The organism is Boseongicola sp. (genome assembly GCA_014075275.1).
Taxonomy (GTDB): Bacteria; Pseudomonadota; Alphaproteobacteria; order Rhodobacterales; family Rhodobacteraceae.
In genome coordinates this window covers 2,054,793-2,081,122 of sequence record CP046179.1, presented here as the reverse complement: position 1 = coordinate 2,081,122, position 26,330 = coordinate 2,054,793, and the positions used below count along the sequence as shown (strand labels likewise).

Sequence of the window (26,330 nt, the reverse complement as noted above, 5' to 3'; positions counted from 1 at the left end):
TGATATTTGGTTATGGTGCTAGAGCAAAACGCGATGTTCGGCTTGCCCAATTCCAGCATTTTCCTGAATGAATGTCATGCCATTGCTTTCAGAGGCTTGAAGTTCCGCTTCGCCAAGTCCTTCAGCTGCAGTGGTGCAGAACAATGTGCTGAGGTCTTTCCCGCCGAAGGCTGGGCAAGACGATTGTTTGCCAGCAACCGGAACCGTGTGCAGTAACGTGCCATCAGGACTGTAACACGCGATGCGCGCCGCCCCCCATTGTGCGTTCCAAAAGTTGCCGTCAGCGTCCATCACTGCGCCGTCAACACCGAAACCTTCGCCAGACAAATCCATCCATACAAAAGGTTCGCTCACTGGCCAGCCTTCCTGATCCAACGCGACCCGCATGACTTGGTTTTTGGCAGAGTCACAAAATACAGCTTCCGTCCCGTCGGGCGTGAAGCAACATGCATTGGGGATCGAAAGCCCTTCAAACAATGTCGAAATCTGTCCCTTGTAGTACCGGTAGAACGCTCCAATTGGCTTGTCTCCGGACTTTGGCATTGTTCCAATCCAGAAGCCGCCATAGGGGTCGGCGCGTCCGTCGTTCGAGCGCGTCTCTTTCTTGTCTGCCTCAAGAGGCAAAACATCTTCGCTGGTTCCTGTTTCAAGGTTGAAGCGAAAGAGGCGTGTCTCAGAAGCTATCAGAAGATGATTGTCGTCAACCCATCCCGCCGCCGAAACATTTTCGTCAAATGTCCACCTACGGTGCTGGCCGCTTTCGACCGTGTTGAGGGTGCAAGACAGAATATCAAACCAGTAAAGCTGTGCTCGAGTAGGGTGCCAAAGCGGGCCTTCACCCAGGCGGCACACCGTTTTGTCATAGGGGATCATTCCGAGGCTTCATCCCATGCGGCAACCGTTTCTTTGGCCTTTGATGTGATGTCGGCGACCGAGTCGCCGGGTTTGTACAGAGATGATCCCAAGCCAAACCCGCTCGCTCCGGCCTTTAACCAGTCGCCAAAGTTTTCCGGGCCGACGCCGCCGACCATAAAGACCTGAATCTCAACTGGAAGAACAGCACGAAGCGCCTTCAATCCATCCATGCCCATTTGAAATGCGGGAAAAACCTTAAGCCCGTCAGCACCCCACCGCACAGCGTTGAAGCATTCAGTTGGAGTAAGGACGCCAGGAAAAGATTGCATATCCATGGTCTTGGCAGCCTCGATGACGGATTGGTCGCAATTTGGCGACACAATCAGACGGCCACCCGCGCGATAGACCTGGCCAGCCTGCTGAGCAGTCAGAACTGTGCCTGCGCCGATCAGGGCTTCTTCACCGAAGGCTTCGGCCATACGGGAAATGCTTTCCAACGGATCGGGCGAGTTCAGTGGCACTTCGATGCGGTCGATACCGGCATCTATCAAGGCTTCGGCAACTTCGACAGCTTCGCGGCGGTCAATACCGCGCAGAATCGCGACCAGGGGGCGGCTCATGTGGTGGTTTCCTTTATCAGGTCACGGGCGGCGGCGAGGCCAGCCAAAGTTGTGGCCGTAGCGTCGGCCATTGTTGCGGTAGCCCCCTGTGTTTCAAGGGCCTCGAGGTAGTGGGCGGAAAGTTTCGCGTCGCCGATCAATACGATGTTTTGGCCCAGCCAATAGGCGCGGGCGGCGGCAAGTTCAGCCCCAATGAGCAAGCCGGAAAGACGGGCGCGGGCAATTTCGGACGAGGTTGCGTGAAGAAGGTCATCTGCACGCAAAGTAAACAGGCGTGACGCCATGGCTTCGGGGCGAGCGATTGCGTCGTTCACCGAGGTGGCGAAAGTTTCAGCGTCCCAACCTTTAGAAATTGAATGACGAAGAACGGATTTTTTGGAAATTAGACCAAAAAGTTCCCCCGTCATGAATGTGCGAAAACTTACGACCTCACCGGCGGAAATATGAACCCATTTGGTGTGGGTTCCTGGCAGGCATAAAACGCCGTCAAAATTGGGTGCAGCACGCAAAAGACCGGCGATTTGAGTTTCTTCACCGCGCATTACATCGGCCGGGCTATTTTGCTTGATGCCTGGGATGACGGAAACGGAAAGTCGGCTGTCGGAGACGCTTGGACGGGCCAGGTTTGCGTGCAAGGGAGGGCAGGGAACGGCGGCATATGGCGCTTCGACCCACCCCTGTCTGGAGCCTACCATTCCGCATGCAATAACCTCGGTTTTGCCAGCGCCCAGCCATGGTTCGATGAGGTCCAAAAGAGCCGCCTCGAACTGCGATTTCTCCAGCGATCCCATGCCTTTATCGGACTGTGCCGTGGCGATTGCTTCATCGCCGCGCATGGCCCAGGCCCGGAGGTTTGACGTGCCCCAATCGACAGCGATCCAGTCGGCGTATTTGGTGTTGCCTGACATCAGCCGGTGACGACGACGCCGCCGTCGACGACCATAGCTTGGCCGGTCATGGCGTTGGAGATGTTTGAGGCGAGGAAAAGAACCGGGCCGACGATGTCGTCAGGCTTGAGATGTTCCTTCAGGCACATCTTTTCCATGTGCGCGTCGAGGCCCTCGGGGGTCGCCCATTTGTCCATCTGTTTGTCGGTCAGAACCCAGCCCGGCGCCAATGCGTTCACACGAATTTTGTCGGGACCAAATTCGCGCGCAAGCGAGCGGGTCATGCCGTTGATGCCGGAGTTCGAAGCGGTGTAGATCGGGTAGCCCGCGCCGCCCATCATATAGCTGATGGAGGTGAAATTGATGATCGACCCACCGCCGACCTTCTGCATTCCGGGAATGACCGATTGGCAGGAAAAGAAGTATGATTTCAAGTTGATAGACTGACTCCAGTCATAAAACTCTTCATCTACTTTCAGGGTTTCGTGGCGCTGATCATTGGCGGCGTTGTTGACCAGAACAGTGACAGGGCCGTGGGCCTCGGAGGCTTCGGCGACGCAAGCCTTAAGCCGCTCCGTATCGGTGACATCGCACTGCAAATAGAGCGGGCGATTGCCGGTTTTCTCTTCCATTGCCTCAACGAAAGCCGAGGAGTCCGAGCGCTGCACAAAAGCGACTTTTGACCCCTGTCTGAGGAAGCCTTCGGTGAGGTTTGCGCCGATACCAGCGCCGCCGCCGGTGATGAAAACGGAGGCCCCTTTGAGGTCGGGAAACTGGGCGTCAGACATCGAAAAACCCCTTTCGGTATCGCGTCGGTATTACGTCGGTATTACGTCGGTGCACGCGCACGGTGCTAGAACGTTTTGTTAACACATGGGGGGCGGATATCGACCCGAAATCCGGGCGCGACGGGCTGGCCCGTCGCGGGCCTGCGGCGCGAGTATTTTGGCCAGAAAGAACGACCGGCTGCATCATAGCTTCTGTCCTTCGACCACCCACATGGTTTCCGGAAAGCTCCAGGGTAGGGTGAGGCCTTGCGACATCAGATATTGCCCGGAGAGTTCCAGCGGGCCGTCTTTCAGAGCCGTTGGCCCGCGCGACAGTCGCGAGGCGTCCTCGCGATTTGCCAATGACACCCGATATGTTGCGGCTGGATCCAGGCGGGTGAGGCGCAAGGGCCTGGGCGCAATCTGGCGCGACGTGCGGGCTGTGCCGGCAAAGACCGCGAAGCGACTGCCGTCGCGGGCTTGTTGCTGTTCGGCGATGATGGCTTCGTCGGCACTGTCCAAACGCAAAATGTCGGCGGCGATCATCCAGTCGCGGTTGTCTTTCCACCAATGGGTTACCTGGCGCAGCACCTTGGCTTCGTCGTCGGTAAGCTCGCGCGGATCCATCTCGAAGCCCATGTGCCGTTGGGCGGCGACCCAAGCGCGGAACCGAATGTCGAGGTGGCGGCCTGACGTGTGACAAATCCGGGGGCCAACGTGGCTGCCGGTGATGGCAGCGGGCAGAAAGAGCGCTGCGTTGTGCTGCATCGGCAGGCGTTCAAGGGCGTCATTGCTGTCGCTGAGCCAGACACGGTGGGTGCGTTGCAGGATGCCAAAATCGATACGGGCACCGCCCGAGGCACAGCTTTCGATTTCCACATGCGGGAAATCGGTACGAAGGCGATCAATGAGCGTGTACGAGCCGCGGGTCTGGGCTGCATCGGGCATCGGTAGCACGCGGTTGTGGTCCCATTTGATATAATCAATCGGGTATTCAGTCAGTATCGCGGCCATCCGGTCATAGATGAAATCCCGGACATCGGCGCGGCCCATATCCAGGGCCATTTGCTGGCGGCCAAGAATCTGGTCTTCGCTGCCAGCGGCCCAGTCCGGGTGGGCGCGAAAGAGGTTTGAATCCGGGTTAATCATTTCGGGTTCGAACCAGATGCCGAAAGACATTTCCAATGAATGGATGTGATCGATCAGGGGGTGCAGGCCCTCAGGGTATTTGCGTTGGTCGACTTCCCAGTCGCTGAGGGATTGGGTGTCGTCGTCGCGTTGGCCGAACCAGCCGTCATCCAGCACGAAGCGTTCGGCCCCAAGATCGGCGGCGCGGTTGGCGATGTCTTTCAAGACATCGAGTTTGTGGTCGAAATAGACCGCTTCCCAGCAGTTGTAATGCACGGGGCGCGGACGATCCGGTTTGGGCCAGGTGACGATGCGGTCGCGCAGGTGGCGTTGGAAGCTGACAGCAATGCCGTTCAGTCCGTCCGAGGAATAAACCGCGTAAAGGGGCGCTGATTTGAACCGGGTCGAGGCTGCGGTTTCCATGAGGGCGGCGTGGCCGAACTGGATCTGGCGACGACCGTCGGGAAGCTCTTCGGCCGCCATGCGGTGACCGCCGGACCAGCCATAGTGCATACCCCAGGCCTCGCCCTGGGCGTTGGTTGCGCCGCGACCGGGAACGATGATGGCGGGGAAATGTTCGTGGCCGGTGCGCCCGGTGCGGTTTTCGCGATAGCGGATACCGGGGGTCCACGGGATGCGGTTCAATTGAAACTCGCCGCACCAGCGGCCAGAGACGTCGATCATCTCGTCGGAGTGTTGTGGGGCGGGCAGGACCGGGGCTGAAAGCCAGTGGAGGTGGACCGGCGTGTCTGATGTGACTTCGGATGTCAGGGTGAAGACGTGGGTATCGGGATCAAGTGCGATGACGGCGCGATACCGAAGCGCGTTTGCCTCGTCCTTATAGTCGAGCGTGAGTTTGTCTTCGCGGACCTCTTCGCCTGCGAAGCAGAACTTCGGTAAAAGGGGCGTGCCGTCATGGGCGCGCAGGATCAGGCCGGGCTGGCCGGGGAAGGTGCGTACCGCTTCGGGGCAGATCGAAAGATCGGGGTTTTCATCCAGCATGCCGCCGGTCACATCCAAGCGATGTGCCGCGGCAACGGTGGCCGGGTTATCCTCTTTCGGGAGAGGGGCGCCCCAGTACACAACTTCGGGCAATCGTTCACGTTGGGCCGCCAGCACGAGTGTCTGGCGGCCGTCATCCAGCCGCCAGGTTTGCATTATTTAACGGCACCCAATGTCAGGCCTGCGATGAAGTGCTTCTGCATCAGGAAGAACATCAGCACGGGCGGCAGGGCGGCGACGATCGAACCGGCGCTCATTAAGTGATAGGCGGCGCGGAACTGGGCGTTAAAGCTGGTGATACCGGCTGTCACGGGCTGACTTTCGGGACCTTGCGTCAAAACGACGGCCCAAAAGTAATCGTTCCAGATGAACGTGAAGATCAGCACAGCAAGGGCTGCCAATGCGGGCTTCATCAAGGGCAGGACGACATACCAGAAGATGCGCCATTCTGCGATGCCTTCAACCCGAGCCGCTTCGATCAACGCAAAAGGCAGTTGCCGGATGAAGTTGCGCATGAAGAGGGTGCAGAAGCCGGTTTGGAACGCGATGTGGAACAGGACGAGTCCGGTCTTCGTGTTGTAGAGGCCCATGTCGAGGGTCAGGTCGCGGACCGGCACCATAAGGATTTGGAAGGGCACGAAGTTACCCGCGACGAACAGGAAGAAGATCCAAATGTTCGACTTGAACTTGTAGATGCCCAAGGCAAAGCCTGCCATGGCTGAAAGCGCGACCGCGCCTAGCATGGTTGGCACGGTGATCAGCACCGAGTTCAGCATGTAGCGTGGCATGTCGGAGTTGAAGAAGACCTGGCCATAGTTGGCGGCGGCTTCGAACGAGCCCGGCAAGCCCCAGTAGTTGCCTTGGGTGAAGTCAGTGTCCGGTTTGATCGAGAACATGGCCACCGCGATCAGCGGCAGAAGCCAGACGATCAAGGCGATGGGCAGGACGACTTTATAGGCGATCTGCGTGGACTGCGGGCGCTTTTCAATTGGGGTAGGAAACATCTTAGCGACCCTTCTCTTCGGACCACATCGACCACAGGAAGTAGGCGATGAAGACAAGCATGATAAGGAACAGGACAACGGCGATTGCGGCGCCATAGCCCATGCGGAAGCCGTATTCGGACAGCGCCTTTTCGAACATGTAGAACGACAGGACGCGGGTTTGACCGAAAGGGCCACCGTTGGTCATGATCGAGATCAGGTCGAACGAACGCAGCGCGCCGATGATCGTCACAACGAAGGCAATGAATGTGGCGGGTTTCAGTTGTGGCACGATCACATACCACAGCATCTTCCAGCCCTTCGCGCCATCAAGGCGGGCGGCTTCAACCTGTTCGGGGTCAACGGCGTTGAGACCCGTGAGATAGAGGATCATACAGTAGGCTGTCTGCGGCCAGAGGCCCGCGGCGATGATGCCGTAGGTTGCCCAAGTCGGATCACCCAGAACGTTGACCGGGCCTAGCCCGATTAATCCGAGCATGCTTGAGAACAGGCCTTCGTTCGGCAGGTAAAACCAGCTGAACACCAGACCAACAACGACCTGTGACAGAACGAAGGGAAAGAAGAACAGCGATTTGTAGATTCGGATACCCGGCACCGTCTGGTTCAGGAATAGAGCGATGAACAGACCTGCCGGGATCGCGAGCAGATAGAACAAGAGCCATTTGAGGTTATTCCAAAGGGAAACCTCGAATGCGCTGTCATCGGCAAGCTCGACATAGTTCGCAAGCCCGACCCAACGGGCTTCGCCCAAACCATCCCAGTCATAAAAGCTGATACTGATCGACTGGAAGATCGGGATAATAACGTAAACCATGAAAAACAGGATCGCCGGGGCCAAAAACAGCCAAGGCGTGATCGCAATTTCATTGCGCTTATACCAACCGCGTTCAGCGGTAATCTCGGTGGTTGGTGTTGCCATTGCAACGCTCCCCTCATGTTTCGCGGCACATGCGAAAGCCCGAAATCATGGGCTTACGGATGGGTCGGGAAGTGGATCGGGCCGCCCGAAGGCAGCCCGAACCGAAATCAATTACTGGTAGACGCGAGCGCGGACTTTTTCGAGGCGCGCAAGGATGTCGTCCAGATTGTCTGGGAACACCATGAATTCCTGGAAACCCTGCATAGCTTCTGCAGCCATTTCAGCCGGGAAGTCGCGGTCGAAGAACTGCGCGACACCGCCGGGCGAGTTCGAAGACAGCATTTCAAAGCCTTCGTTCAGGAACTTGTCGTCATCCACTGCCGATCCAGCGTTAACGGGCAGCTGACCAAGGTTCGCACCATTGTTGATGGTGGTTTGAACATTTGCCGAAACCATAAAGCGCAGGAATTCACGTGCTGCTTCTTTGTTCGACGCATTGGCCGGAATGTGGAACGTGTCGGTAGGCGCATCTTCCGCCAGTGCAACACCTTCGTTGATCGCTGGGAACTGGTAGAAGTCCAGCTGATCGTCCGTCAGGCCTGCTTCGCGCAAAGGAGCCACAGCGAAGTTACCCATCAGGTAACCAGCGGATTCGCCGTTAACCATGAAGGGCAGGGCTTCCTGCCACGAGTAGTTCTGGTGGTTTTCGACAAAGGCACCCATGTCGATCAGCTCTTTCCAGTTCGCGAATGTCTGACGAACGCCGTCGTCTGTCCATGCAACGTTACCGGCAGCCATATCCATGTGATAGTCAAAGCCGTTGGTGCGCAGATTCAGATAGTCGAACCAACCACCAGCAGTCCAAAGGAACTTCGAACCGATTGTGAAGCACGAGCGACCAGAATCGACGATTGCCTGACAGTTCGACTTGAACTCGTCCCAGTTGGACGGTTCAGCCAGACCCAGCTCTTCGTAGATGTCTTTGCGATAGTAAACGCCCCACTGATAGTAAGTGTAGGGAACGCCCCATTGCTTGCCGTCGATAGTCATCGCACCCTTGGTCGAGGCCAGGTTGTTTGCGATGTCTTCTTCGGCCCAGAGGTCCGACACATCTTCAAACAGACCAGCTTCCACGTAAGGACGCATCCGGTTCGCCGCATACCAGGTCGCAACGTCAGGCGCGTCGGCAGTCAGGAAGTTCCGGATCTGCGTTTTATATGCTTCGCGGTCGATCACCGTTGTCTCGATGTTGAGATCAGGGTGCATCTTCTGGAATTCGGCAATCTGAGCTTCCATCGTGGCACGAGGTGCCGGGTTCGATGTATCCAAGAAGATTTTCAGATCGCCGGTTAGTGCATGGCTACCTGCCATTGCCCCGCCTGCCGTGATGGCAGCAAGGCCGAGCGCCGCAACGGACGCTTTGAACATGGAACGCATGGTGTCCTCCCTATAGTTCCACTATATTTTGAGTTCCAAATAATGAAACTCGGTTTTGCATATTGAAATCCTAACGCGGAATCGGTAAGGCTTGTCAACAGCCGCATCAGGATAATCATAATCTAGAACCGCGGCAGGGAGGATCAAATGGCGCGCACCAGAAGTGGTGACGGAACCGTTGGGAAAGCACTGGAAGTGCTTGATCGCGTTGCTGCGTTCGGTCGTCCCGTGCGGTTTGCCGAGCTGCTGGAAGACTCGCCATACCCCAAAGCCACGCTCTATCGTTTCGTCCAGACGCTGACGAATCAGGGCATGCTGCGCTTTGACCCGGAACGAAATGCCTATGCCTTGGGTGTGCGTCTTGTGCGCCTTGCTCATGCCGCCTGGGAGCAGTCTTCTTTGGCGCCGATCGCGCGCCCCTATGTGGACGCTTTGGCTCAGGACGTGGATGAAACGGTGCATTTGGCGCAATTGGATCATGCGCAGGTGCTTTATGTCGACAAGCGCAATGCAGATAATCCTATTGAGATGTATTCGTCAGCTGGCAAGGTCGGTCCCGCATATTGCACCGGGGTTGGCAAAGCGATGATGGCTTTTCTGAGTGAAGACGACCTTCAGCCGATCCTGGATCAGCAAAGTTATCACAAGTTTACCGACACAACGCTGACATCGCCTAAGGCGCTGCGCACAGAATTAAATGCCATTCATGAAAGTGGCCATGGATTTGACCGTGAAGAGCATGAACCGGGCATTATTTGCGTGGCGCTGCCTATCCTTTCAGCAGCCGGGCGACCCCTGGGGGCAATTTCGGTGACGTCATCGACGGACCGCCAATCTTATGCCAGTCTCGAGCGGTTGGTTCCGCGGATCAAACAAGCGACGACAGCTATAGCCACCGAAGCGCAGCATTGGCGCTTTCCAGATCAACAACACACACAAATTGAACAAGCGGGGACAGATTAATGTCAGGAGTGACCCTTAACAAAGTGATCAAGCGCTACGGCGATGTTCAGGTGATCCACGGAGTCGACCTTGAAATCAAGGACGGCGAATTCTGCGTCTTCGTTGGCCCGTCGGGCTGCGGTAAGTCGACGCTTTTGCGCATGGTTGCCGGTCTGGAAGAGACCACCGAAGGCCAGATGAACATTGGCACCCGGGACGTTACACGGATGGATCCATCCGAACGTGGCGTGGCGATGGTGTTCCAGACCTATGCGCTTTATCCGCATATGACGGTTGAAGATAACATGGGATTTGGTCTGAAGATGAACGGCCATCCCGTTACCGAGATTAAAGAAAAAGTCTCGGGCGCATCGAAGATTTTGAAGCTGGACGAGTATCTGAAGCGCAAACCGGCGGCTTTGTCGGGTGGCCAGCGCCAGCGGGTGGCCATTGGCCGCGCGATTGTTCGTGGCCCGGAAGTGTTCCTGTTTGATGAGCCGCTGTCCAACCTTGATGCCGAATTGCGGGTTGAGATGCGGGTCGAAATTGCGCGTCTGCACAAGGAAATCGGCGCGACGATGATCTATGTGACCCACGATCAGGTCGAAGCCATGACTTTGGCGGACAAGATCGTGGTGCTGCGCGCCGGTATTATCGAACAAGTTGGTGCGCCTTTGCATCTGTATCGTGATCCCGACAACAAGTTTGTGGCCGGGTTTATTGGTTCACCTGCGATGAACTTCCTGGATGGGACAGTGAAAGGTGGTGCTGTTGAGGTGCCGTCGTTGAAGGGCAGCGTTTCGCCCGAGGTGACTTTGCCTTCGGATGGCACTGATGTGATCATTGGTCTGCGTCCTGAACATGTGGAAATTGATCCGAGCGGCGACACGCACCGGGTTGAACTGACCGAAGCGCTGGGCGGTGTCAGCTTTGCCTATCTGACGTCTGGAACGGGCGAAAAGATGATTGTCGAAGAGCGCGGCGATACCCGCAGCAGCATCGGCGATACCGTCGGTTTGTCCTATGAACCACGTCGTTTGTATGCGTTCAACAAAGCGACGGAAGCACGCATTCGCTAAGAGTCTTTTGCCTTCGGCGAAAGTATTTTTAGACAGAAGAAGTGATGAGAGGGCTGCCCGCTGGGGTGGCCCTTTTTCTTTTAGGAGCAGGGAAGGAACAATTTAATTTAAATTTTTGCTTCTCTTGTCAGGAAAAACTTCGGGGGGCGCCGAAGGCGGGGGGCTGGCCCCCCTGCGCGATCTCTGCAAAGAGGAAGCATGAGTGTAGATGTCATCATCGAAGATATGCGTTGGGAAAAGACAGGTCTTGAAGGTCTGGCAGCTCGGGCGACGGCCGCAACCTTGCTGCATCTGGAATTGGCTCCCACGGACTGGGACATCGCGTTACTTGCCTGTGATGATACCCAAATTGCCACATTGAATGCTGAATTTCGCGAAAAGCCTGCAGCCACCAATGTCTTGTCCTGGCCAAGTGCCGAACGGGGTGCAGTACGCCCCGGCGATGTCCCTTTGCGGCCCGGTGGCGACTCGGAATTGGGGGATATTGCAATATCTTACGACACATGCGCCCGCGAGGCGGATGCAGCGGGAAAGCCATTTGACGACCACGTTCTACATTTGATTGTTCATGGGGTGTTGCATCTTTTGGGCTACGATCACATTTCTGATGCAGACGGTGACTTGATGGAAGCCACAGAAACCGCAATACTTGGCAAGCTTGGTGTGCCGGACCCGTATTAACGGCGTGGCGCAAAGGGCTTGTTGTTGATGGAAAGGATGAATGGGCGACAATAGCGAAGGATCCTCTATCGCGGCGCAGAGCGCGCGAGATGAGGACGATGAGAGTTCGAAGGGCTTTTTTGGACGCCTCTTTGATACTCTGAGTGGCAATGAAGACGAGGACGAAATTTTGTCCGGTCTTTCGGTTGCCAGTGGGTCCCCCATAGGTGAAATGGCCAACCTGACGCGGATGCGCGTCGAGGACGTCATGCTTCCCAAAGTAGAGATTGTGGCAGTGCCCTCTGACATCGCGATGTCAGAGCTGCTTGAGGTGTTTCGCGATAGCGGTCTGACCCGGCTTCCGGTCTATGAGGGCACATTGGACAGCCCCATGGGTATGGTGCACCTGAAAGACTTTGCCCTGAAGCATGGTTTCAATGGCAGCGATGCCTCTTTCCAACTGACCGAGATGCTGCGACCGCTTTTGTATGCGCCGCCGTCGATGCCAATTGGCGTTCTGCTGCAAAAGATGCAGAGCGACCGGATGCATATGGTATTGGTTATCGATGAATATGGCGGCGTTGATGGTCTGGTGACCATCGAGGATCTGATAGAGCAGGTCATCGGTGAGATTGAAGACGAACATGACATTGCTGAGGGCCACTTTTGGATTGTGGAAGCACCGGGTTGTTATCTGGCCGAGTCGCGCACACCGATTGAAGATTTCGAGGCCGAAGTTGGTTACCGCCTTTTGAGCGAAGAAGATGAGGAAGAGATCGACACCCTGGGCGGCCTGGTCTTCATGCTGGCAGGGCGGGTGCCGTCACGGGGCGAAATGGTGAAGCACCCGTTGGGTCCGGTCTTTGAAGTTGTCGATGCCGACCCGCGCCGCGTGAAACGGCTTCGGATTCGGATCAACGCAGCCAAGGCGGCCGAGTGACAAAGTGACCCCTCGCAAAATCATGGCGGTTGCCCTTTTGGGCGGTGCCTTTGCGGCCCTTGGCCATGCTCCTTTCGGATATTGGCCGGTCGCCGTAATCGGGTTTTTTCTGATTGTCTGGACGGTGACGAATTCCGATGTGGGTTTTCGCGCCGCGCGCGCTGCTTGGTACGCGGGACTGGGGTATTTCGCCGTCACATTGCATTGGATCGTCGAGCCTTTTCTGGTCGATGTGGCCCGTCACGGATGGATGGCACCTTTTGCTTTGGTCCTGATGGCGGGCGGGTTGGCGCTGTTTTGGGGCGCAGCAGGCTGGCTTGCTTCACGCGTCGGTGGTCAGCAGCGTGCTTTGGCTTTCGCGATTTCGTTATCGGCTGCAGAGTTTTTGCGTGGTGTGGTGTTCACGGGGTTTCCCTGGGCATTGCCGGCATACATTTGGGCCGATACGCCTGCTCTGGGATTGGCGGCTTTTTTTGGGCCTTATGGCGTGACTCTTATCATGCTGGTTCTGGTCGCCCTGCCGTTGACCTTTGCCAATAAACGACTTGGCTCAGGTCTGGCGTTTTCCGGACTGGCGGCTATGGCATTGCCGTCCTTGTTGGTTGGTCCGGATACAAGCATTCTTGGCAATGTGCGTTTGGTGCAACCAAATGCCCCGCAACATGAAAAGTGGCATCCCGAAAAGGCGCACATCTTTGTTGAGCGCCAGATAGGTTTTACGGCTGAACCAAAGGGCAATGTCGACATGATCGTCTGGCCTGAGACGGCTATTCCATATCGTTTGGACCGTGCAGCACCTGTTTTTGCGCAGATTTCAGCGGCGGCCCAGGGGGTGCCGGTGATCACCGGGATCAATCGGACAGAAAACGGGCGCAATCATAATGCCCTGATTACTTTGGAGTCGGACGGCCAGCCAGGTGATGTTTATGACAAGGTTCATTTGGTGCCCTTTGGCGAATACATTCCTTTTGGCCAACTGGCCCAGGCCATTGGGTTGCGATCCTTTGCGGCGCGGGATGGTTATGGGTTCAATCCAGGTGCCGGTGTTCGTCTGATCGACACTCCTTTGGGCCGCGCTTTGCCATTAATTTGCTATGAAGCGATTTTTCCCGCCCATGGGCGCGGTCTGGAACGGCCGGACTATCTTTTGCAGATTACCAACGACGCCTGGTTCGGTAAATTCTCTGGGCCATTTCAGCATCTGGATCAGGCGCGGTTTCGCGCGGTTGAGCAGGGTTTGCCGTTGATTCGGGTTGCCAACACCGGTGTATCCGGGGTGATTGATGCTTATGGGCGCGTGACCACCAGCCTGGATCTGGGCGAAACCGGATTTCTGGATGCGACAGTGCCTGTGGCACGGGCCGAGACAATTTATGCGCGGACAGGCGACATTCCGGTTATCTTAATCCTTTTGGCGTCACTGGGCGCACTAATCGTTGCTCAAAGGCGCAACGCCATTGCAAAGGGCGCGTGAACGCAGTACCGCACTCTGACTGCCACAACGGCTTCCTGACGTGGCGGGATTACATGAATGGAGCAGTCTCATGAACAGGCAGAATTATACTTTCACGTCGGAAAGCGTTTCCGAGGGGCATCCCGATAAGGTGTGTGACCGGATTTCGGATGCGGTTTTGGATGCATTCCTAACAGAAGAGCCGGAAGCGCGGGTGGCCGCCGAAACCTTTGCAACAACCAACCGGGTTGTCATCGGAGGCGAAGTGGGGCTTTCGAGCCCTGAGAAGCTTGATGATTTCATGGGACGTGTGGATGGCATCGCGCGCGCGTGTATTCGCGACATTGGCTATGAGCAGGACGAGTTTCATCACGCGACCTGTGAGGTGACGAATTTGTTGCACCGCCAGTCCGCGCATATTGCGCAAGGGGTGGATGCGTCCGGCAATAAGGACGAGGGCGCGGGCGATCAGGGGATCATGTTCGGGTATGCTGTTGGCGAGACGCCTGAATTGATGCCTGCTCCGATCCATTATGCGCATGCGATCCTGAAGCGGTTGGCGGAAGTGCGGAAATCCGGGGCTGAGCCTTTGTTGCGCCCGGATGCGAAAAGCCAGATTTCTCTGCGCTACGAGGATGGGAAACCGGTTGAAGTGACCTCGATTGTCTTGTCGACCCAACATGCCAGTGAGGATCAGTCGAGCGATGATATTCGCGGGATTGTTGAGCCCTATATTCGTGAAGTTCTGCCCGACGGTTGGGTCAGCGAGGCGACTGAATGGTGGGTGAACCCGACGGGAACCTTTGTGATTGGCGGGCCAGATGGCGATGCCGGGCTGACGGGGCGGAAGATTATTGTCGATACTTACGGGGGCGCGGCGCCGCATGGGGGTGGTGCATTCTCCGGTAAGGATCCGACCAAGGTTGACCGCTCGGCTGCTTATGCGGCGCGGTATCTGGCGAAGAATATTGTGGCAGCGGGCATGGCGGAGAAATGTCTGATCCAGCTGTCTTATGCCATTGGGGTCTCGAAGCCTTTGTCGGTCTATGCGGACACCTATGGCACCGGGCAGGTTTCGCCGGATGAGATTGAAAAGGCCGTGCAAGCCACCATGGATTTGAGCCCGCGTGGTATTCGCGAGCATCTGCAGATGAATAAGCCGATCTATGCGCGCACGGCGGCCTATGGGCACTTTGGGCGTGCGGCCGAAGCCGATGGTGGGTTTTCCTGGGAGAAAACTGATCTCGTAGACGCTTTGAAGCGCGCTGTTTGAGGTTTCGCCGCGCATCGCGCGTCGATCAATAGGGGGGACGCTGTCCCCCCTCGCTTTGCTCACCCCCCTGGAGTATTTGTGACCAGAAAGAAGGGGTGAGTGGTTTTGAAATTTACTGTTGCGATTGATGGGCCGGCAGCTGCCGGGAAGGGCACAATCAGCAAGGCTGTAGCCGCCCGGTTTGGGTTTTCTCATCTGGATACCGGGTTGTTGTATAGGGCCACAGGTCGCAAGGTTCTGGAAACGGGGTTTGCACCGGAAGAGGCTGCGCGGGCGATTGCGGCTGAGGATCTGGGGCGCGACGGGTTGCGAACGCAGGCGGTGGCGGAATTGGCCAGCCGGGTTGCGGCGATCCCTGAGGTGCGGGCCGCGCTGGTCGAATTTCAGCGCGTATTTGCGCGTCGTGACGGCGGTGTCGTTTTGGATGGACGCGATATTGGGACAGTGATTTGCCCGGGCGCCGAGGTGAAGTTGTATGTAACCGCCAGTGCCGAGGCACGCGCCGGGCGCAGGTTTGCTGAGTTGCAAGCCTCGGGGCAGGATGCGAGTTTCGAGGGCGTTCTGGATGAAGTCAAAAAACGCGATGCGCGGGATATGGGGCGGGCGGATGCTCCGCTTAAGCCTGCTGCGGATGCGATTGAGATAGATACTACGGAAATGGATGTTGATGCGGCAGTCGCGGTAGCGGTTGCGCATGTGGAAGCAGGATTGGGACGGGTGCGATGAAAACGATAATTCTGGGCAAGGGCGGCCCGCGCATGTCTCAGTTTGGGCTGGGCGCAATGTCATTTGCCGGGATTTACGGCAGCGCGAGCGAGGCTGACAGTCATGAGGTTCTGGATGCGATGCAGGCCGCTGGCGTGTCCCATATTGATACGGCGAATGTTTATGGCGGCGGACGTTCAGAAGAGATTGTCGGCAGTTGGTTGGCCGCAAGGCCGGGCGTGCGTGACAATCTGGTGATCGCGACCAAGGCGGGTATTACGACCTCTGGGGACAAGCGGTTTGATAACTCGGCGGCGTATCTGGAAGCTGAGTTGGATGGCAGCCTGAAGCGGCTCGGCGTCGATTTCGTTGATCTGTTCTATGTGCATCGTCGGGAGGCAGAGCTTCCGATTGAGGAGGTGGCCGGATCGCTGGGGCGCTTGGTGGAGAAGGGCAAAATCGGCGCGATAGGGTTTTCCGAGATTGCACCGACGTCTTTGCGGCGCGCCCATGCGGTGCATCCGGTGGCGGCTGTGCAGTCTGAGTATTCGCTGTCGGTGCGCTTTCCCGAGCTTGGGTTGGTGCAGGCTTGCGCAGATCTAGGCACAGTATTGGTGGCGTTTTCGCCGGTGGGACGGTCATTGCTGACGGATGCTCCGTTCACGGCCCGTCAAGTCGCAGACATCGCGTTCCTGGCGACGAACCCGCGCTTTGTGTCGCCGAATTTCGAGGCGAACCTAGCGGCGGTTCAACCGTTTCTGGATCTGGCAAGAGACATGGGCGAACCCGCTGCGGCTTTGGCAATTGCGTGGTTGATGGCGCAGGGCGACCATGTTGTGCCAATTCCGGGGACGAAATCATTGAACCACCTGGCAGAATTGGTGCGCGGGACAGCGTTGACTTTGTCGGAGGGCGATCTGATTGCCATTGAGGCGGCGTTGCCACTGGGTTGGGCGCATGGAGATCGCTATACGGTGCGTCAGTGGGACGGACCTGAGAAGTATTGTTGATCCGGCGGCCCGCCAAATACGACGGGCCGGGATGTGTTCAGGGCCAGCGCGATGGCCAAAAGAGAATGGCAGGAATGGTGCGATAGCCGAGCATCAGCGCGATGAATTTGTCGTCGTGTTGTGGGCGCATTGGCTTAATCCTGGATGAAGTAGCAGAGTTGTTCGACAAAGCCGCCGTCGCGCATGGCGGCGTCGCCTTCGGGGGTGCGGGTTGCGGCGCGCATGCCTTCAAGGTCTTTAACATCCAAAACCACCGCGACCTGGTTGGGGTCCTCGGCGTGGGGGAGAATGGCTTCGACGCTGGCGTCGGCTCCAAATAATGCGCGATTGGTCTCCTCCCAATTGTCGCTCATTTTGGTGCGGTCGATGCGTGCGATGGAGATCATCTGGGTCATTGTCTTGGTGTCCTGTTGTTGCAAATTGTCGGTGATTACACCTTGGCAGGTGAAGGGTGGGGCGAATATCCGGGACAATTCGACATTATTGTTCTATGAAATCGAACAATGTTAGATCATCTGCACAGAATGGCGGTTTTTCAGGCGGTGATGGATGCCGGATCGTTTCGCGGGGCGGCGAAAGCGCTTGGGTTGTCGCCCTCGGTGGTCAGTCACCATGTCAGCCAGTTGGAAGATCAGTTGGGGTTTGCTCTGATTTATCGGTCGACACGGCGGATATCGCTGACGGACGCCGGGGCGGAACTGTTGGAGAGCACGCGGCGGATGACGCGGGCGGCTGAGGATGGGTTGAGCGCGATGTCGCGTCGTCAGAGCAATCCGACGGGGCGTTTGAAAGTGGCTTCGCCATCGGGTGGCAGCCATGCGCCGTCAATTGGCATCATGGAAGAGTTCGTCAAACTTTATCCGGGGATCCATCTGACAATCGACTATGGTGACAGTTTTGTGGACCTCGAGGGCTCTGGTTATGACGTTGCGCTGCGGGGCGGGTTCACGCAGTTGAAAGACTCCAGTTATAAGTCGCGACGGGTTTTTAGCGATGAAGTTTGGTTGACTGCCAGTGCTGCTAAAGTTGCTGAAATGGGGATGCCCCAAACGCTGTATGATCTGGAAGGATGGGATTGGATCGAATATCCTAAAACGGCGCTTATATCGGCATTTTTGTCTGACGCACCCGATGACCTTCCCAGCATGAATACCCGCGTGACATTGGATAGTTTCGGGGCCGCGCTTTCGATGAACTTAGCCGGTGTGGGAATCGTTGCGACCATACGGAGCGCTGTCATTAGAGATGTAAACGCAGGACGGCTTGTGCGCTTGCTGCCTGATGTGGAGTTGATCCCGATTGAGGTCTATGCGGTTTGGCCGGCAAATGTTGGCCGTGATAGTCTGGTGCACTTGTTGGTAGATCATGTGGCCGCGCGAATGCAGGCCGCGATCGAGGATGTTTGATAAAAGCCGAGTTCTTTTAAAACCAGCGACGGGTCTTTTGGCGATATTCGGCGTAACCTTCGCCAAAGACATCCGAAAGATATCGTTCTTCTGGTCCTATCATCCAGCGGTCAAGTATCAAAACAGTCAGGGTCGCCGTCGCAACTAACCATAGACTGTCGATTGCTATGGCCCCTCCGAAAACGGCGATGGCCGCGCCAAGGTAGTTCGGATTGCGGGAATATCGAAACGGTCCCGAAGTGACGAGCATCGTTGTTGGTTCGGCGGGCAGGGATGGCTGATCTGATGCGTCCAGCACCTTTTTTGACCAATGGATCAGTCCGAAACCACCAACCGCAATCAACAATCCGCTGGTGATACCCAATGACCGTGGGATGCCGAGAGCGGTTGGCGCAAGCCATTCGATGGCAAGCCCGATTAGAAGAAGCGGAAAAATGACGACGTCGCTGATTTTCCAGGGATGCGAATGTGCGGCACGAGTATTGTTCATGACGTGGGCTTACCCCCAAGTTTCATTGGCCACAACACGCTTGCCAGCTTGGCAATTCTGGCCTATAGCACCCCCGTCAAAGCGGCGATTACAGCTGTGGACGCGAGATATGGGCAGGGTCGGTTACCACCGGCCCTTCTTATTTGCGTTCACGAAGGATCGTCAGAGACCAACCCTGAAAGACCGGCGGAGACAACCGCGCGGCCAGTTAAATCGAAGATAGGAAACGATAAACGCATGTGCGCTAAAGCAACGATGGAGGAATTCGAAGCCCTCCTTTCAGAAAGCTTCGAAATGGACACGCCCGACGAAGGGTCTGTTGTCAAAGGCAAAGTCATCGCTATTGAAGCTGGACAAGCCATCATCGACGTCGGCTACAAAATGGAAGGCCGTGTCGAACTTAAAGAATTCGCAAATCCGGGCGAAGCGCCCGAGATTGCTGTGGGCGACGAGGTTGAGGTGTTCCTTGATCGTGTTGAAAATGCTCGTGGCGAAGCTTCTATCAGCCGTGACAAGGCCCGCCGCGAGGCTGCCTGGGACAAGCTGGAGAAGGCATACGCAGACGAGAACCGCGTCGAAGGCGCGATCTTTGGTCGTGTCAAAGGTGGTTTCACTGTCGATCTGGGTGGCGCGGTTGCGTTCCTTCCGGGGTCGCAAGTGGACGTTCGCCCGGTTCGCGACGCTGGCCCTCTGATGGGTCTGAAACAGCCGTTCCAGATTTTGAAAATGGACCGTCGCCGTGGCAACATCGTTGTTTCGCGCCGCGCCATTCTGGAAGAGAGCCGCGCCGAACAGCGTGCTGAAGTTATCTCGAAAATCCAGGAAGGCGATGCCGTTGACGGTGTCGTTAAGAACATCACCGAATACGGTGCGTTCGTTGACCTGGGTGGCGTAGACGGTCTGTTGCACGTCACTGATATGGCATGGCGCCGTGTGAACCATCCTTCGGAAATCGTTGGCATTGGGGAAACGGTCAAAGTTCAGATCATCAAGATCAACAAAGAGACCCACCGCATCAGCCTTGGCATGAAGCAGCTTCAGGAAGATCCATGGGATGCTGTTGAAAACGCCTATCCTCTGGGCTCGGTCCATCAGGGTCGCGTGACCAACATCACTGACTACGGCGCATTCGTTGAGCTGGAAGCCGGTGTTGAAGGTCTGGTTCACGTTTCGGAAATGTCCTGGACAAAGAAGAACGTTCATCCGGGCAAGATCGTTTCGACCTCTCAGGAAGTCGACGTCATGGTTCTGGAGATCGACAGCGCGAAACGTCGCGTGTCGCTTGGCCTGAAACAAACACAGCGCAACCCATGGGAGGTCTTCGCAGAAGCCAACCCTGTGAAAACGCAAGTCGCAGGCGAAGTGAAGAACATCACCGAGTTTGGTTTGTTCATCGGTCTGGAAAACGACATCGACGGTATGGTTCACTTGTCCGATCTCAGCTGGGATCAGCGCGGCGAGGAAGCCATCCAAGATTATCGCAAAGGCGACACGGTGCATGCCGTTGTCACCGAAGTGGACGTCGAGAAAGAACGTATCTCGCTTTCTGTGAAAGCCATGGACGACAGCTTTACCGAAGTTGTTGACGGCGTTAAGCGCGGCTCGATCATCACGGTTGTTGTGACCGCGATTGAAGACGGTGGCGTTGAGGTGGAATACGAAGGCATGAAATCCTTCATCCGCCGTTCGGATCTGGCCCGTGACCGCGGCGACCAGCGCCCGGATCGTTTCAGCGTTGGCAACAAAGTCGACGTTCGCGTGACCAACGTTGATCCAAAGACCCGCCGTTTGGGTCTGTCGATCAAAGCGCGCGAGATTGCAGAAGAGAAAGAAGCCGTCGAACAATATGGCAGCTCGGACTCGGGCGCATCGCTTGGCGACATTCTGGGCGCGGCCCTGAAGGGCGACGAATAAGTCATTCGTCCTTTCGAGAATTTGAAACCCCGTGGCGAAAGCTGCGGGGTTTTTTCGTTTTCAACACTGCGAATCGCGCACCAAGCCGCAGTGCAGCAATTGGGTCGGTTCAAAATGTGGAACCTCAATTCGGGGTAAGACCCGGCGTTTATCCACCGATTTCAGCACAATAGGCGAAAGATTCCGCCATTTTCGGTCGCCAAATCAGTTTTGCCCAAGCCGCTTTCCGCATATAGTCCTTGAACAGAGGGTGGCCGAAAGAGCCGCTTCACATAGAAACTAACCCCGGGGGGACACATGATCAGATCTGAACTGGTCCAGAAAATCGCAGACGAAAATCCCCACCTGTATCAACGAGATGTCGAGCGGATTGTTCACACAATCTTCGAAGAGGTTATCGAAGCGATGTCACGTGGTGATCGGGTCGAACTTCGGGGCTTCGGGGCCTTTTCAGTTAAGCAGCGCGATGCCCGTGTTGGACGGAACCCGCGCACCGGTGAAAGCGTTCAGGTGGAAGAAAAGCATGTGCCGTTCTTTAAGACGGGCAAGCTACTGCGGGACCGGCTGAACGGTAAGTAGGACAGGCGTCCATGCGTTACATTCGGTATGCCGTTCTGGCATTTTTAGCGATCGTCATGGTGACGGTCGCTGTCGCCAATCGTGGGCCTTTGACCCTGCGATTGCTGCCCGAGGAATTGTCGGGCCTTTTCGGGTATTCTTGGGAAATCACTTTGCCCGTGTTCGTTGTGCTGCTGTTGGCGGTGCTGTTCGGCGTGGTGCTTGGATTTGTCTGGGAGTGGATCCGAGAACATCGTCATCGCGCTGAGGCTGTGACCGAACGGCGCGCGCGCGAAAAGCTGGAAAAAGAGCTGGGACCAAAGCGGTCGCCCGAGGCTGGGGGCGATGATGTTCTGGCGCTTCTGGAATCGCGGTGACGGCTGGGGCCGGGCTTCGGGATGATTCAATCTAATCGGGTAAAGATTTGCGGGCTGAAAACGCCTGAAAGCGTTGCTGTCGCCGTTGACGCTGGGGCGGCCTATGTCGGTTTCAACTTCTTTGCCAAATCGCCGCGATACGTGTCATTTGAATTGGCGCGCGAGTTGGCGCTGGATGTGCCGGTGGGCGTGGCCAAGGTGTCTTTGACGGTGAACGAGGACGACACTTTTCTGGACGCATTGGTGGATGCGGTTCCAATCGATATCCTGCAATTGCATGGAAAAGAGACGCCTCAACGGGTTGCCGAAGTGCGTGCGCGGTATGGATTGCCGGTCATGAAGGCGCTGGGCGTGGCTGATGCCGGTGATCTGGCGGTGATTGACGACTTTGCGCGGGTTGCTGACATGTTGCTTGTGGATGCCAAGCCACCTCGGGATGCAGAATTGCCGGGTGGCAACGGGCTGACGTTTGACTGGCGGTTGATCGCCGGGCGGCGTTGGAGCGTTCCATGGATGTTGGCGGGTGGTTTGACGCCGGACAATGTGGCCGAGGCCATTGAGCTAACAGGAGCCACGCAGGTGGATGTGTCGTCGGGAGTAGAGTCCGGGCCGGGTGTTAAGGACGCCAGCAGAATTGAAGCGTTCATAGAGGCTGCGGGATGACCGTGCAGTTTCGCCAGGGACGGCGCGAGGATGTGCCAGCCGCAGTTGCCATGCTGCGCGATGACGCATTGGGGGCCGGTCGCGAGATCAGTGATCTTGAGCCATATCTGACTGCGTTTGATGCTATGGTCGAAACGACCGGCAACATGCTGATCGTGGGCGAATTGGCGGGAGACGTTGTGGCGATCTATCAACTAACACTTATCGACGGGCTATCTTTGCGGGCAGCGCGGCGCGCTCAGATCGAGGGTGTGCGCGTTGCCGCTAATTTGCGCGGGCAAGGAATTGGCGGACTTTTGATGCAGGACGCTGAACAACGGGCGCGGGCAGGGGGTGCAAACCTGTTGCAATTCACATCGAACTCCACCCGCACCGAAGCCCACGCATTTTATGCACGACATGGGTATGAAGCGTCGCATACTGGGTTCAAGAAAATGCTCTGACCCGAGGAGGCCGGTTTGTTCAAGGCGAAGAACCTGTTGATCATCATGTCCGACGAACACCGCCGCGACGCGATGGGGTGCATGGGTCATCCGATAGTTCAGACACCCAACCTTGATCGGCTGGCGACACGGGGCACTGTCTTTGAAAACGCCTATACACCATCGCCCATGTGTGTGCCGACCCGCGCCGCAGTTGCCTGTGGCGACTATGTGCATCGTATCCGCCATTGGGATAGCGCGACGCCTTATGATGGTCAGCGGCCAAGTTGGATGCGACGGGTCAGGGACGCCGGGCAAGATGTTGTATCTATAGGTAAATTGCATTTTCGATCTTCGGACGACGACAACGGATTTAGGAAAGAAATTTTGCCGATGCATGTTGTGGGCGGTGTCGGTTGGGCCATTGGATTACTGCGGGAAAACCCGCCAACCTATGATGCTGCCGCCGAGCTGGCGGGGGATGTGGGCGCGGGACCGAGCACTTACACCGACTACGATCTGGCGATTACTGAGGCTGCTGAAAACTGGTTGAACCAGGTGGATGATCAGCCTTGGACCGCGTTCGTTTCGCTGGTCAGCCCGCACTATCCGTTGACCACTCCCAAAGAATATTTGGACCTTTATGATCCGGCGGACATGGATATGCCGATTGGCTATGATGCAAAGGGCGGGCCAGATCATGCCGAGGTGGCCCATGTGGCCGGATTCTTCGATTATGACCGCTACTTTGACGAGCAACGTATGCGCGAAGCGAAGGCGGCGTATTACGGGTTGATCACTTTCATGGATGACTGTGTTGGCCGGGTCCTCGCGGCCTTGGAGGCCAGCGGGCAGGCTGATGAAACCGCGATACTGTATGTGTCGGATCATGGCGATATGATGGGCGATCATCGTCTGTGGACCAAACAGGTGATGTATGAAGGCTCGGCCGGGGTGCCGATGATCCTGGCAGGACCGGGTGTGCCCAAGGGGCGGCGGGTGATCACGGGCACCAGCCTTTTGGATATCGCGGCCACGGTCTATGACCTTGCTGGTGTTGAAAAGGTCGGTCCGGGGGCATCGTTGTTTGATATCGCCTGGGCCGGGGATGATCCTAACCGCACGGTTTTCAGCGAGTATCATGACGGCGGATCCAAGACGGGCACCTTTATGGTGCGCTGGGGTGACTGGAAATATGTGCATTACGTTGGTGAAGCGCCGCAACTGTTCAATTTTGCCGATGATCCGCAAGAATTGCGCGATTTAGCGGGATCGACCGCGCGTTCAGACATGGCGGCGTTGGCCGAGGGGCAGCGGCGGTTATTAGAGATCTGTGATCCCGATGCGGTGAACGCGCAATGCTTTGCGGATCAGGCCAAGCGCATCGCAGAACTGGGTGGTGAACAGGCATGCCGTGAAGCGTTTGTGTTCAATCACACACCAGCGCCAAGTTAAGCTATTGAATTAAAGCGGTAACCTGTTGATCAACGGTTGCCGAAAATCTCACCCAAGACGTCCAGAATGACACGTTCAACTGTATTGCCACCGGAACGGCGCTGCGTTTGCTGGCCGCGTGGGCGGCCATCGACGGCGACATCTCGGGGGCCATCGGGGATCAAAATCGGCAATGGACGCACAGGCATGCCTTCATGCACACGGGTCATGGTCTCGCGCCAAATCTCGGCAGGAAGCCCGCCGCCAGTGACACCTGTCAGCGGTGTGTTGTCATCGTAGCCCATCCAGATCCCGGCGACGTAATCCGCTGTGAAGCCAATAAACCATGCATCGCGCGCCGCCTGTGTGGTGCCGGTTTTTCCGGCGGCAGGGCGACCTTGCAGACGCGCGCGGGTGCCGGTTCCGACCTGGACGACTTCGCTCATCATATAGACTAGTTGGCGGGCTGCGGCGTCGGTGATGACCCGTTCGCCAATGCCGCCTTCCTGTTCCAACAGAGCGTCCTTGTCGCCTTTCAGCTTTAGCTCGACCAGGCCATAGGGCGTTACAGAGGACCCCCCGTTCAGGATGCCCGCATAGGCACCGGTCATTTCCATGAGCGTGGATTCTGAAGTGCCAAGTGCCAGAGCCGGGCCAACGGCCAGATCGCTTTCAATGCCGAAGTCGGCGGCGATGTTGGCAACTGCTTCGCGGCCCACACGTTCGAAAACTTTGACGGTCGGGATGTTCAGCGACTGGGCAAGGGCCTGGGTCAGCGTGACAATACCGCGATGCTTGCGGTCGTAGTTGGAGGGGCACCATTGGCCAGAGCCGGGCACATCCAGACAGATGGGTTCATCAAGGACCGTATCCACAGGTGAATAGCCGAGATCCAGCGCCGCGCCGTAGACAAAGGGTTTGAAAGCCGAACCCGTCTGGCGCTTGGCCTGAATGGCGCGGTTGAACTGACCGGCGACGCCGCGCAGTTTGCGCCCGCCGACCATGCCACGGACCGCGCCATCCGCACTCATCACGACAATGGCGGCCTGGGCTTTGGAGCCTTCGCGTACCTTATTCTCGAACACCCATTTCAGGGCGTCTTCGGCGGCGGTTTGGATGCGTTGATCAAACGTCGTGCGGATCACAACGTCTTCGGTCGTCTCATCGGTCAAAAAGCCGGGGCCCTGATCCATGACCCAATCGGCGAAATAGCCCCCGGCGCGGGCTTCGGCAGCCTCGGACAACTGCGCGGGGTTGGCGCGGGCGTTGGCAGCTTCATCTCTGGTCAAATAGCCCTGGGCTTCCATCAGGCCGATGATCAGGTTCGCGCGGTCGCGGGATCGTTGCAGGTTGGCCGTTGGAGCATAGCGTGTAGGAGCAACCAGAAGGCCAGCCAGCATGGCAGCTTCGGATGGCAGAACTTCATTGGCGGACCGGCCAAAATAGCGTTGTGCCGCAGCCTCGAACCCACGGGAACCTGCGCCCAGGTAGGCACGGTTCAGATAGATGGTCAGGATGTCGTCTTTGGAATACCGCACTTCCATGGCCATGGAATAGAGCGCTTCTTTGATCTTGCGAGTGAGGGTGGTGCGGCGGCAGTCGGCTTCGTATTCAGCTTCGCTCATTCCCGAGCCAATATCGTATTCAACACCAAGGCAGAGCAGCTTGGCGGTTTGTTGGGTGATGGTTGAGCCGCCATGGCCCTGAAGCGGTCCGCGACCCTCGCGCAGGTTAATGCGCACGGCGCTGGCGATGCCACGCGGCGACAGGCCGAAGTGACCGTAAAAGCGTTTGTCCTCGGTCGCGATGACTGCGTCCTTGAGAAAGGGCGAGACGGTGTCGGCGGTGATCTGACCGCCAAATTGCTCGCCGCGCCAGGCGAAGACTGCGCCGTTGCGATCTAACAAGGTGACGGACCCACGGGCGCGACCATCAAGCTGAGCCGTAACCGGGGGTAGGGTGGCAGCATAGAACATGACCGCGCCGCCGATCAGAATCGCCATGATGGTCGTGACGCGCCATCCGATGCCCCAGATCAAGCGAAAGAGGAACCTAAAAAGCCACACCAAAGGATTGCGTGAACGCGCAGCGCGCGCAGGCTTTTTCGCCTTTGCCTTTGATTTCCGTGGCTTGGCCGCCTTTTTCTTAGTCGTCGTGCGTTTTTCTGCGACGAGCGGCGGTCGCCCTTTGCCAGACGTACTCATTTACTCGATGTCCAATTCTGCCTCTGGGCGACCTTACTGGTAAATGCGGCAGATGTGGAGCGACATTCCGCTGCCGGACAAATGCTGCACTGCGTCATTTAGCGCCCAATATTTAATCATTGATCATAAATTGTGCAAAAATAATAAATAAGTCAGTGCTTTTACCCTTTTTTCACCCCCCGGTTTTCTTGAGCTTTGCTGATCGTCCGCTCTTTCTAACGGCGTGAACGCGCCGCCCGTC

Annotated in this window: 26 protein-coding genes and 1 riboswitch; of the genes, 15 read left to right on the top strand and 11 right to left on the bottom strand. The window is 56.9% G+C overall.

All coding sequences use genetic code 11. The features are described 5' to 3' along the window. Nucleotides 1-18: 18 nt before the first annotated feature. From GKR98_10430 to GKR98_10395, 8 genes are all read right to left on the bottom strand, one after another. On the bottom strand, nucleotides 19-873 hold the full coding sequence (locus tag GKR98_10430; GenBank protein ID QMU58573.1) for an SMP-30/gluconolactonase/LRE family protein: 855 nt from the start codon (nucleotides 871-873) through the stop codon (nucleotides 19-21). After that, nucleotides 870-1,475, bottom strand: coding sequence for a 2-dehydro-3-deoxy-6-phosphogalactonate aldolase (locus tag GKR98_10425; GenBank protein ID QMU58572.1), 606 nt, complete (start codon nucleotides 1,473-1,475; stop codon nucleotides 870-872). The genes GKR98_10430 and GKR98_10425 overlap by 4 nt, the downstream gene beginning before the upstream one ends. Beyond that, nucleotides 1,472-2,383, bottom strand: a complete 912-nt coding sequence (locus GKR98_10420; protein ID QMU58571.1) for a 2-keto-3-deoxy-galactonokinase — start codon at nucleotides 2,381-2,383, stop codon at nucleotides 1,472-1,474. Before GKR98_10420 ends, GKR98_10425 begins: the two co-directional genes overlap by 4 nt. Continuing rightward, nucleotides 2,383-3,150, bottom strand: coding sequence for an SDR family oxidoreductase (locus tag GKR98_10415; GenBank protein QMU58570.1), 768 nt, complete (start codon nucleotides 3,148-3,150; stop codon nucleotides 2,383-2,385). Before GKR98_10415 ends, GKR98_10420 begins: the two co-directional genes overlap by 1 nt. Nucleotides 3,151-3,333: 183 nt before the next feature. Continuing rightward, complete coding sequence (locus GKR98_10410; GenBank protein QMU58569.1) at nucleotides 3,334-5,418, bottom strand: alpha-galactosidase; 2,085 nt, start codon at nucleotides 5,416-5,418, stop codon at nucleotides 3,334-3,336. Continuing rightward, nucleotides 5,415-6,263: an ABC transporter permease subunit gene (locus tag GKR98_10405; protein ID QMU58568.1), complete on the bottom strand. Its 849-nt coding sequence runs from the start codon at nucleotides 6,261-6,263 to the stop codon at nucleotides 5,415-5,417. The genes GKR98_10410 and GKR98_10405 overlap by 4 nt, the downstream gene beginning before the upstream one ends. A 1-nt stretch (nucleotide 6,264) precedes the next feature. Then, nucleotides 6,265-7,182, bottom strand: a complete 918-nt coding sequence (locus tag GKR98_10400; protein QMU58567.1) for an ABC transporter permease subunit — start codon at nucleotides 7,180-7,182, stop codon at nucleotides 6,265-6,267. Between the two features lie 111 nt (nucleotides 7,183-7,293). Beyond that, a complete protein-coding gene (locus GKR98_10395) occupies nucleotides 7,294-8,559 on the bottom strand; it encodes an extracellular solute-binding protein (protein QMU58566.1) in 1,266 nt (421 codons plus the stop codon). 147 nt (nucleotides 8,560-8,706) lie between these two features. Here GKR98_10395 and GKR98_10390 point away from each other — a divergent pair, with 147 nt between their 5' ends. From GKR98_10390 to GKR98_10355, 8 genes are all read left to right on the top strand, one after another. Next, entirely contained in the window at nucleotides 8,707-9,522 is an 816-nt protein-coding gene (locus GKR98_10390) for a helix-turn-helix domain-containing protein (GenBank protein QMU58565.1), read from the top strand. Further along, nucleotides 9,522-10,580: a sn-glycerol-3-phosphate ABC transporter ATP-binding protein UgpC gene (ugpC, locus tag GKR98_10385; GenBank protein ID QMU58564.1), complete on the top strand. Its 1,059-nt coding sequence runs from the start codon at nucleotides 9,522-9,524 to the stop codon at nucleotides 10,578-10,580. Before GKR98_10390 ends, ugpC begins: the two co-directional genes overlap by 1 nt. A 198-nt stretch (nucleotides 10,581-10,778) precedes the next feature. Continuing rightward, on the top strand, nucleotides 10,779-11,261 hold the full coding sequence (gene ybeY, locus GKR98_10380; GenBank protein QMU58563.1) for an rRNA maturation RNase YbeY: 483 nt from the start codon (nucleotides 10,779-10,781) through the stop codon (nucleotides 11,259-11,261). 40 nt (nucleotides 11,262-11,301) lie between these two features. Next, nucleotides 11,302-12,180: a CBS domain-containing protein gene (locus GKR98_10375; protein ID QMU58562.1), complete on the top strand. Its 879-nt coding sequence runs from the start codon at nucleotides 11,302-11,304 to the stop codon at nucleotides 12,178-12,180. 22 nt (nucleotides 12,181-12,202) lie between these two features. Next, nucleotides 12,203-13,654: an apolipoprotein N-acyltransferase gene (gene lnt / locus GKR98_10370; GenBank protein QMU60055.1), complete on the top strand. Its 1,452-nt coding sequence runs from the start codon at nucleotides 12,203-12,205 to the stop codon at nucleotides 13,652-13,654. Nucleotides 13,655-13,670: 16 nt separating this feature from the next. Further along, a riboswitch (SAM riboswitch) is annotated at nucleotides 13,671-13,719 on the top strand. A 5-nt stretch (nucleotides 13,720-13,724) separates the two neighbouring features. Next, entirely contained in the window at nucleotides 13,725-14,906 is a 1,182-nt protein-coding gene (locus GKR98_10365) for a methionine adenosyltransferase (GenBank protein ID QMU58561.1), read from the top strand. Nucleotides 14,907-15,011: 105 nt separating this feature from the next. Further along, nucleotides 15,012-15,632 carry a (d)CMP kinase gene (locus tag GKR98_10360; GenBank protein ID QMU58560.1) on the top strand — a complete coding sequence of 207 codons (621 nt, stop codon included), beginning with the start codon at nucleotides 15,012-15,014 and terminating at the stop codon, nucleotides 15,630-15,632. Next, on the top strand, nucleotides 15,629-16,621 hold the full coding sequence (locus GKR98_10355; GenBank protein ID QMU58559.1) for an aldo/keto reductase: 993 nt from the start codon (nucleotides 15,629-15,631) through the stop codon (nucleotides 16,619-16,621). Before GKR98_10360 ends, GKR98_10355 begins: the two co-directional genes overlap by 4 nt. 134 nt (nucleotides 16,622-16,755) lie before the next feature. Here GKR98_10355 and GKR98_10350 read toward each other — a convergent pair whose 3' ends face one another. After that, the gene (locus GKR98_10350; GenBank protein QMU58558.1) at nucleotides 16,756-17,016 is read right to left on the bottom strand and encodes a hypothetical protein; all 261 of its coding nucleotides are present in this window, start codon (nucleotides 17,014-17,016) and stop codon (nucleotides 16,756-16,758) included. A gap of 108 nt (nucleotides 17,017-17,124) precedes the next feature. Between GKR98_10350 and GKR98_10345 the strand changes: the two genes are divergently transcribed. After that, the gene (locus GKR98_10345; GenBank protein ID QMU58557.1) at nucleotides 17,125-18,027 is read left to right on the top strand and encodes a LysR family transcriptional regulator; all 903 of its coding nucleotides are present in this window, start codon (nucleotides 17,125-17,127) and stop codon (nucleotides 18,025-18,027) included. Between the two features lie 16 nt (nucleotides 18,028-18,043). On the opposite strand, the gene GKR98_10340 is transcribed toward GKR98_10345, so the two are convergent. Continuing rightward, complete coding sequence (locus GKR98_10340) at nucleotides 18,044-18,517, bottom strand: DUF1295 domain-containing protein (GenBank protein QMU58556.1); 474 nt, start codon at nucleotides 18,515-18,517, stop codon at nucleotides 18,044-18,046. 237 nt (nucleotides 18,518-18,754) lie between these two features. Between GKR98_10340 and rpsA the strand changes: the two genes are divergently transcribed. The 6 genes from rpsA (at nucleotide 18,755) to GKR98_10310 (ending at nucleotide 23,906) form a co-directional block, all read left to right on the top strand. Beyond that, on the top strand, nucleotides 18,755-20,431 hold the full coding sequence (rpsA, locus tag GKR98_10335) for a 30S ribosomal protein S1 (protein ID QMU58555.1): 1,677 nt from the start codon (nucleotides 18,755-18,757) through the stop codon (nucleotides 20,429-20,431). 297 nt (nucleotides 20,432-20,728) lie between these two features. Further along, the gene (gene ihfB, locus GKR98_10330) at nucleotides 20,729-21,010 is read left to right on the top strand and encodes an integration host factor subunit beta (protein QMU58554.1); all 282 of its coding nucleotides are present in this window, start codon (nucleotides 20,729-20,731) and stop codon (nucleotides 21,008-21,010) included. 11 nt (nucleotides 21,011-21,021) lie between these two features. Further along, entirely contained in the window at nucleotides 21,022-21,366 is a 345-nt protein-coding gene (locus GKR98_10325) for a DUF1049 domain-containing protein (GenBank protein QMU58553.1), read from the top strand. 21 nt (nucleotides 21,367-21,387) lie between these two features. Then, nucleotides 21,388-22,029 carry a phosphoribosylanthranilate isomerase gene (locus tag GKR98_10320; GenBank protein QMU58552.1) on the top strand — a complete coding sequence of 214 codons (642 nt, stop codon included), beginning with the start codon at nucleotides 21,388-21,390 and terminating at the stop codon, nucleotides 22,027-22,029. Beyond that, on the top strand, nucleotides 22,026-22,472 hold the full coding sequence (locus tag GKR98_10315; GenBank protein ID QMU58551.1) for a GNAT family N-acetyltransferase: 447 nt from the start codon (nucleotides 22,026-22,028) through the stop codon (nucleotides 22,470-22,472). The genes GKR98_10320 and GKR98_10315 overlap by 4 nt, the downstream gene beginning before the upstream one ends. A gap of 15 nt (nucleotides 22,473-22,487) precedes the next feature. Then, nucleotides 22,488-23,906, top strand: coding sequence for a sulfatase-like hydrolase/transferase (locus GKR98_10310; protein ID QMU58550.1), 1,419 nt, complete (start codon nucleotides 22,488-22,490; stop codon nucleotides 23,904-23,906). Nucleotides 23,907-23,935: 29 nt separating this feature from the next. Here the strand turns inward: GKR98_10310 and GKR98_10305 are convergent, their stop codons facing one another. Continuing rightward, nucleotides 23,936-26,089: a glycosyl transferase gene (locus GKR98_10305; GenBank protein ID QMU58549.1), complete on the bottom strand. Its 2,154-nt coding sequence runs from the start codon at nucleotides 26,087-26,089 to the stop codon at nucleotides 23,936-23,938. Nucleotides 26,090-26,330: the final 241 nt, after the last annotated feature.

Bases quoted from the DNA above. Each gene is read 5' to 3' on its own strand.
- GKR98_10430 (QMU58573.1), bottom strand. From the start codon at position 873: ATGATCCCCTATGACAAAACGGTGTGCCGCCTGGGTGAAGGCCCGCTT.
- GKR98_10425 (QMU58572.1), bottom strand. From the start codon at position 1,475: ATGAGCCGCCCCCTGGTCGCGATTCTGCGCGGTATTGACCGCCGCGAA.
- GKR98_10420 (QMU58571.1), bottom strand. From the start codon at position 2,383: ATGTCAGGCAACACCAAATACGCCGACTGGATCGCTGTCGATTGGGGC.
- GKR98_10415 (QMU58570.1), bottom strand. From the start codon at position 3,150: ATGTCTGACGCCCAGTTTCCCGACCTCAAAGGGGCCTCCGTTTTCATC.
- GKR98_10405 (QMU58568.1), bottom strand. From the start codon at position 6,263: ATGTTTCCTACCCCAATTGAAAAGCGCCCGCAGTCCACGCAGATCGCC.
- GKR98_10400 (QMU58567.1), bottom strand. From the start codon at position 7,182: ATGGCAACACCAACCACCGAGATTACCGCTGAACGCGGTTGGTATAAG.
- GKR98_10395 (QMU58566.1), bottom strand. From the start codon at position 8,559: ATGCGTTCCATGTTCAAAGCGTCCGTTGCGGCGCTCGGCCTTGCTGCC.
- GKR98_10390 (QMU58565.1), top strand. From the start codon at position 8,707: ATGGCGCGCACCAGAAGTGGTGACGGAACCGTTGGGAAAGCACTGGAA.
- ugpC (QMU58564.1), top strand. From the start codon at position 9,522: ATGTCAGGAGTGACCCTTAACAAAGTGATCAAGCGCTACGGCGATGTT.
- ybeY (QMU58563.1), top strand. From the start codon at position 10,779: ATGAGTGTAGATGTCATCATCGAAGATATGCGTTGGGAAAAGACAGGT.
- GKR98_10375 (QMU58562.1), top strand. From the start codon at position 11,302: ATGGGCGACAATAGCGAAGGATCCTCTATCGCGGCGCAGAGCGCGCGA.
- lnt (QMU60055.1), top strand. From the start codon at position 12,203: ATGGCGGTTGCCCTTTTGGGCGGTGCCTTTGCGGCCCTTGGCCATGCT.
- GKR98_10365 (QMU58561.1), top strand. From the start codon at position 13,725: ATGAACAGGCAGAATTATACTTTCACGTCGGAAAGCGTTTCCGAGGGG.
- GKR98_10355 (QMU58559.1), top strand. From the start codon at position 15,629: ATGAAAACGATAATTCTGGGCAAGGGCGGCCCGCGCATGTCTCAGTTT.
- GKR98_10350 (QMU58558.1), bottom strand. From the start codon at position 17,016: ATGACCCAGATGATCTCCATCGCACGCATCGACCGCACCAAAATGAGC.
- GKR98_10345 (QMU58557.1), top strand. From the start codon at position 17,125: ATGTTAGATCATCTGCACAGAATGGCGGTTTTTCAGGCGGTGATGGAT.
- GKR98_10340 (QMU58556.1), bottom strand. From the start codon at position 18,517: ATGAACAATACTCGTGCCGCACATTCGCATCCCTGGAAAATCAGCGAC.
- rpsA (QMU58555.1), top strand. From the start codon at position 18,755: ATGTGCGCTAAAGCAACGATGGAGGAATTCGAAGCCCTCCTTTCAGAA.
- ihfB (QMU58554.1), top strand. From the start codon at position 20,729: ATGATCAGATCTGAACTGGTCCAGAAAATCGCAGACGAAAATCCCCAC.
- GKR98_10325 (QMU58553.1), top strand. From the start codon at position 21,022: ATGCGTTACATTCGGTATGCCGTTCTGGCATTTTTAGCGATCGTCATG.
- GKR98_10320 (QMU58552.1), top strand. From the start codon at position 21,388: ATGATTCAATCTAATCGGGTAAAGATTTGCGGGCTGAAAACGCCTGAA.
- GKR98_10315 (QMU58551.1), top strand. From the start codon at position 22,026: ATGACCGTGCAGTTTCGCCAGGGACGGCGCGAGGATGTGCCAGCCGCA.
- GKR98_10305 (QMU58549.1), bottom strand. From the start codon at position 26,089: ATGAGTACGTCTGGCAAAGGGCGACCGCCGCTCGTCGCAGAAAAACGC.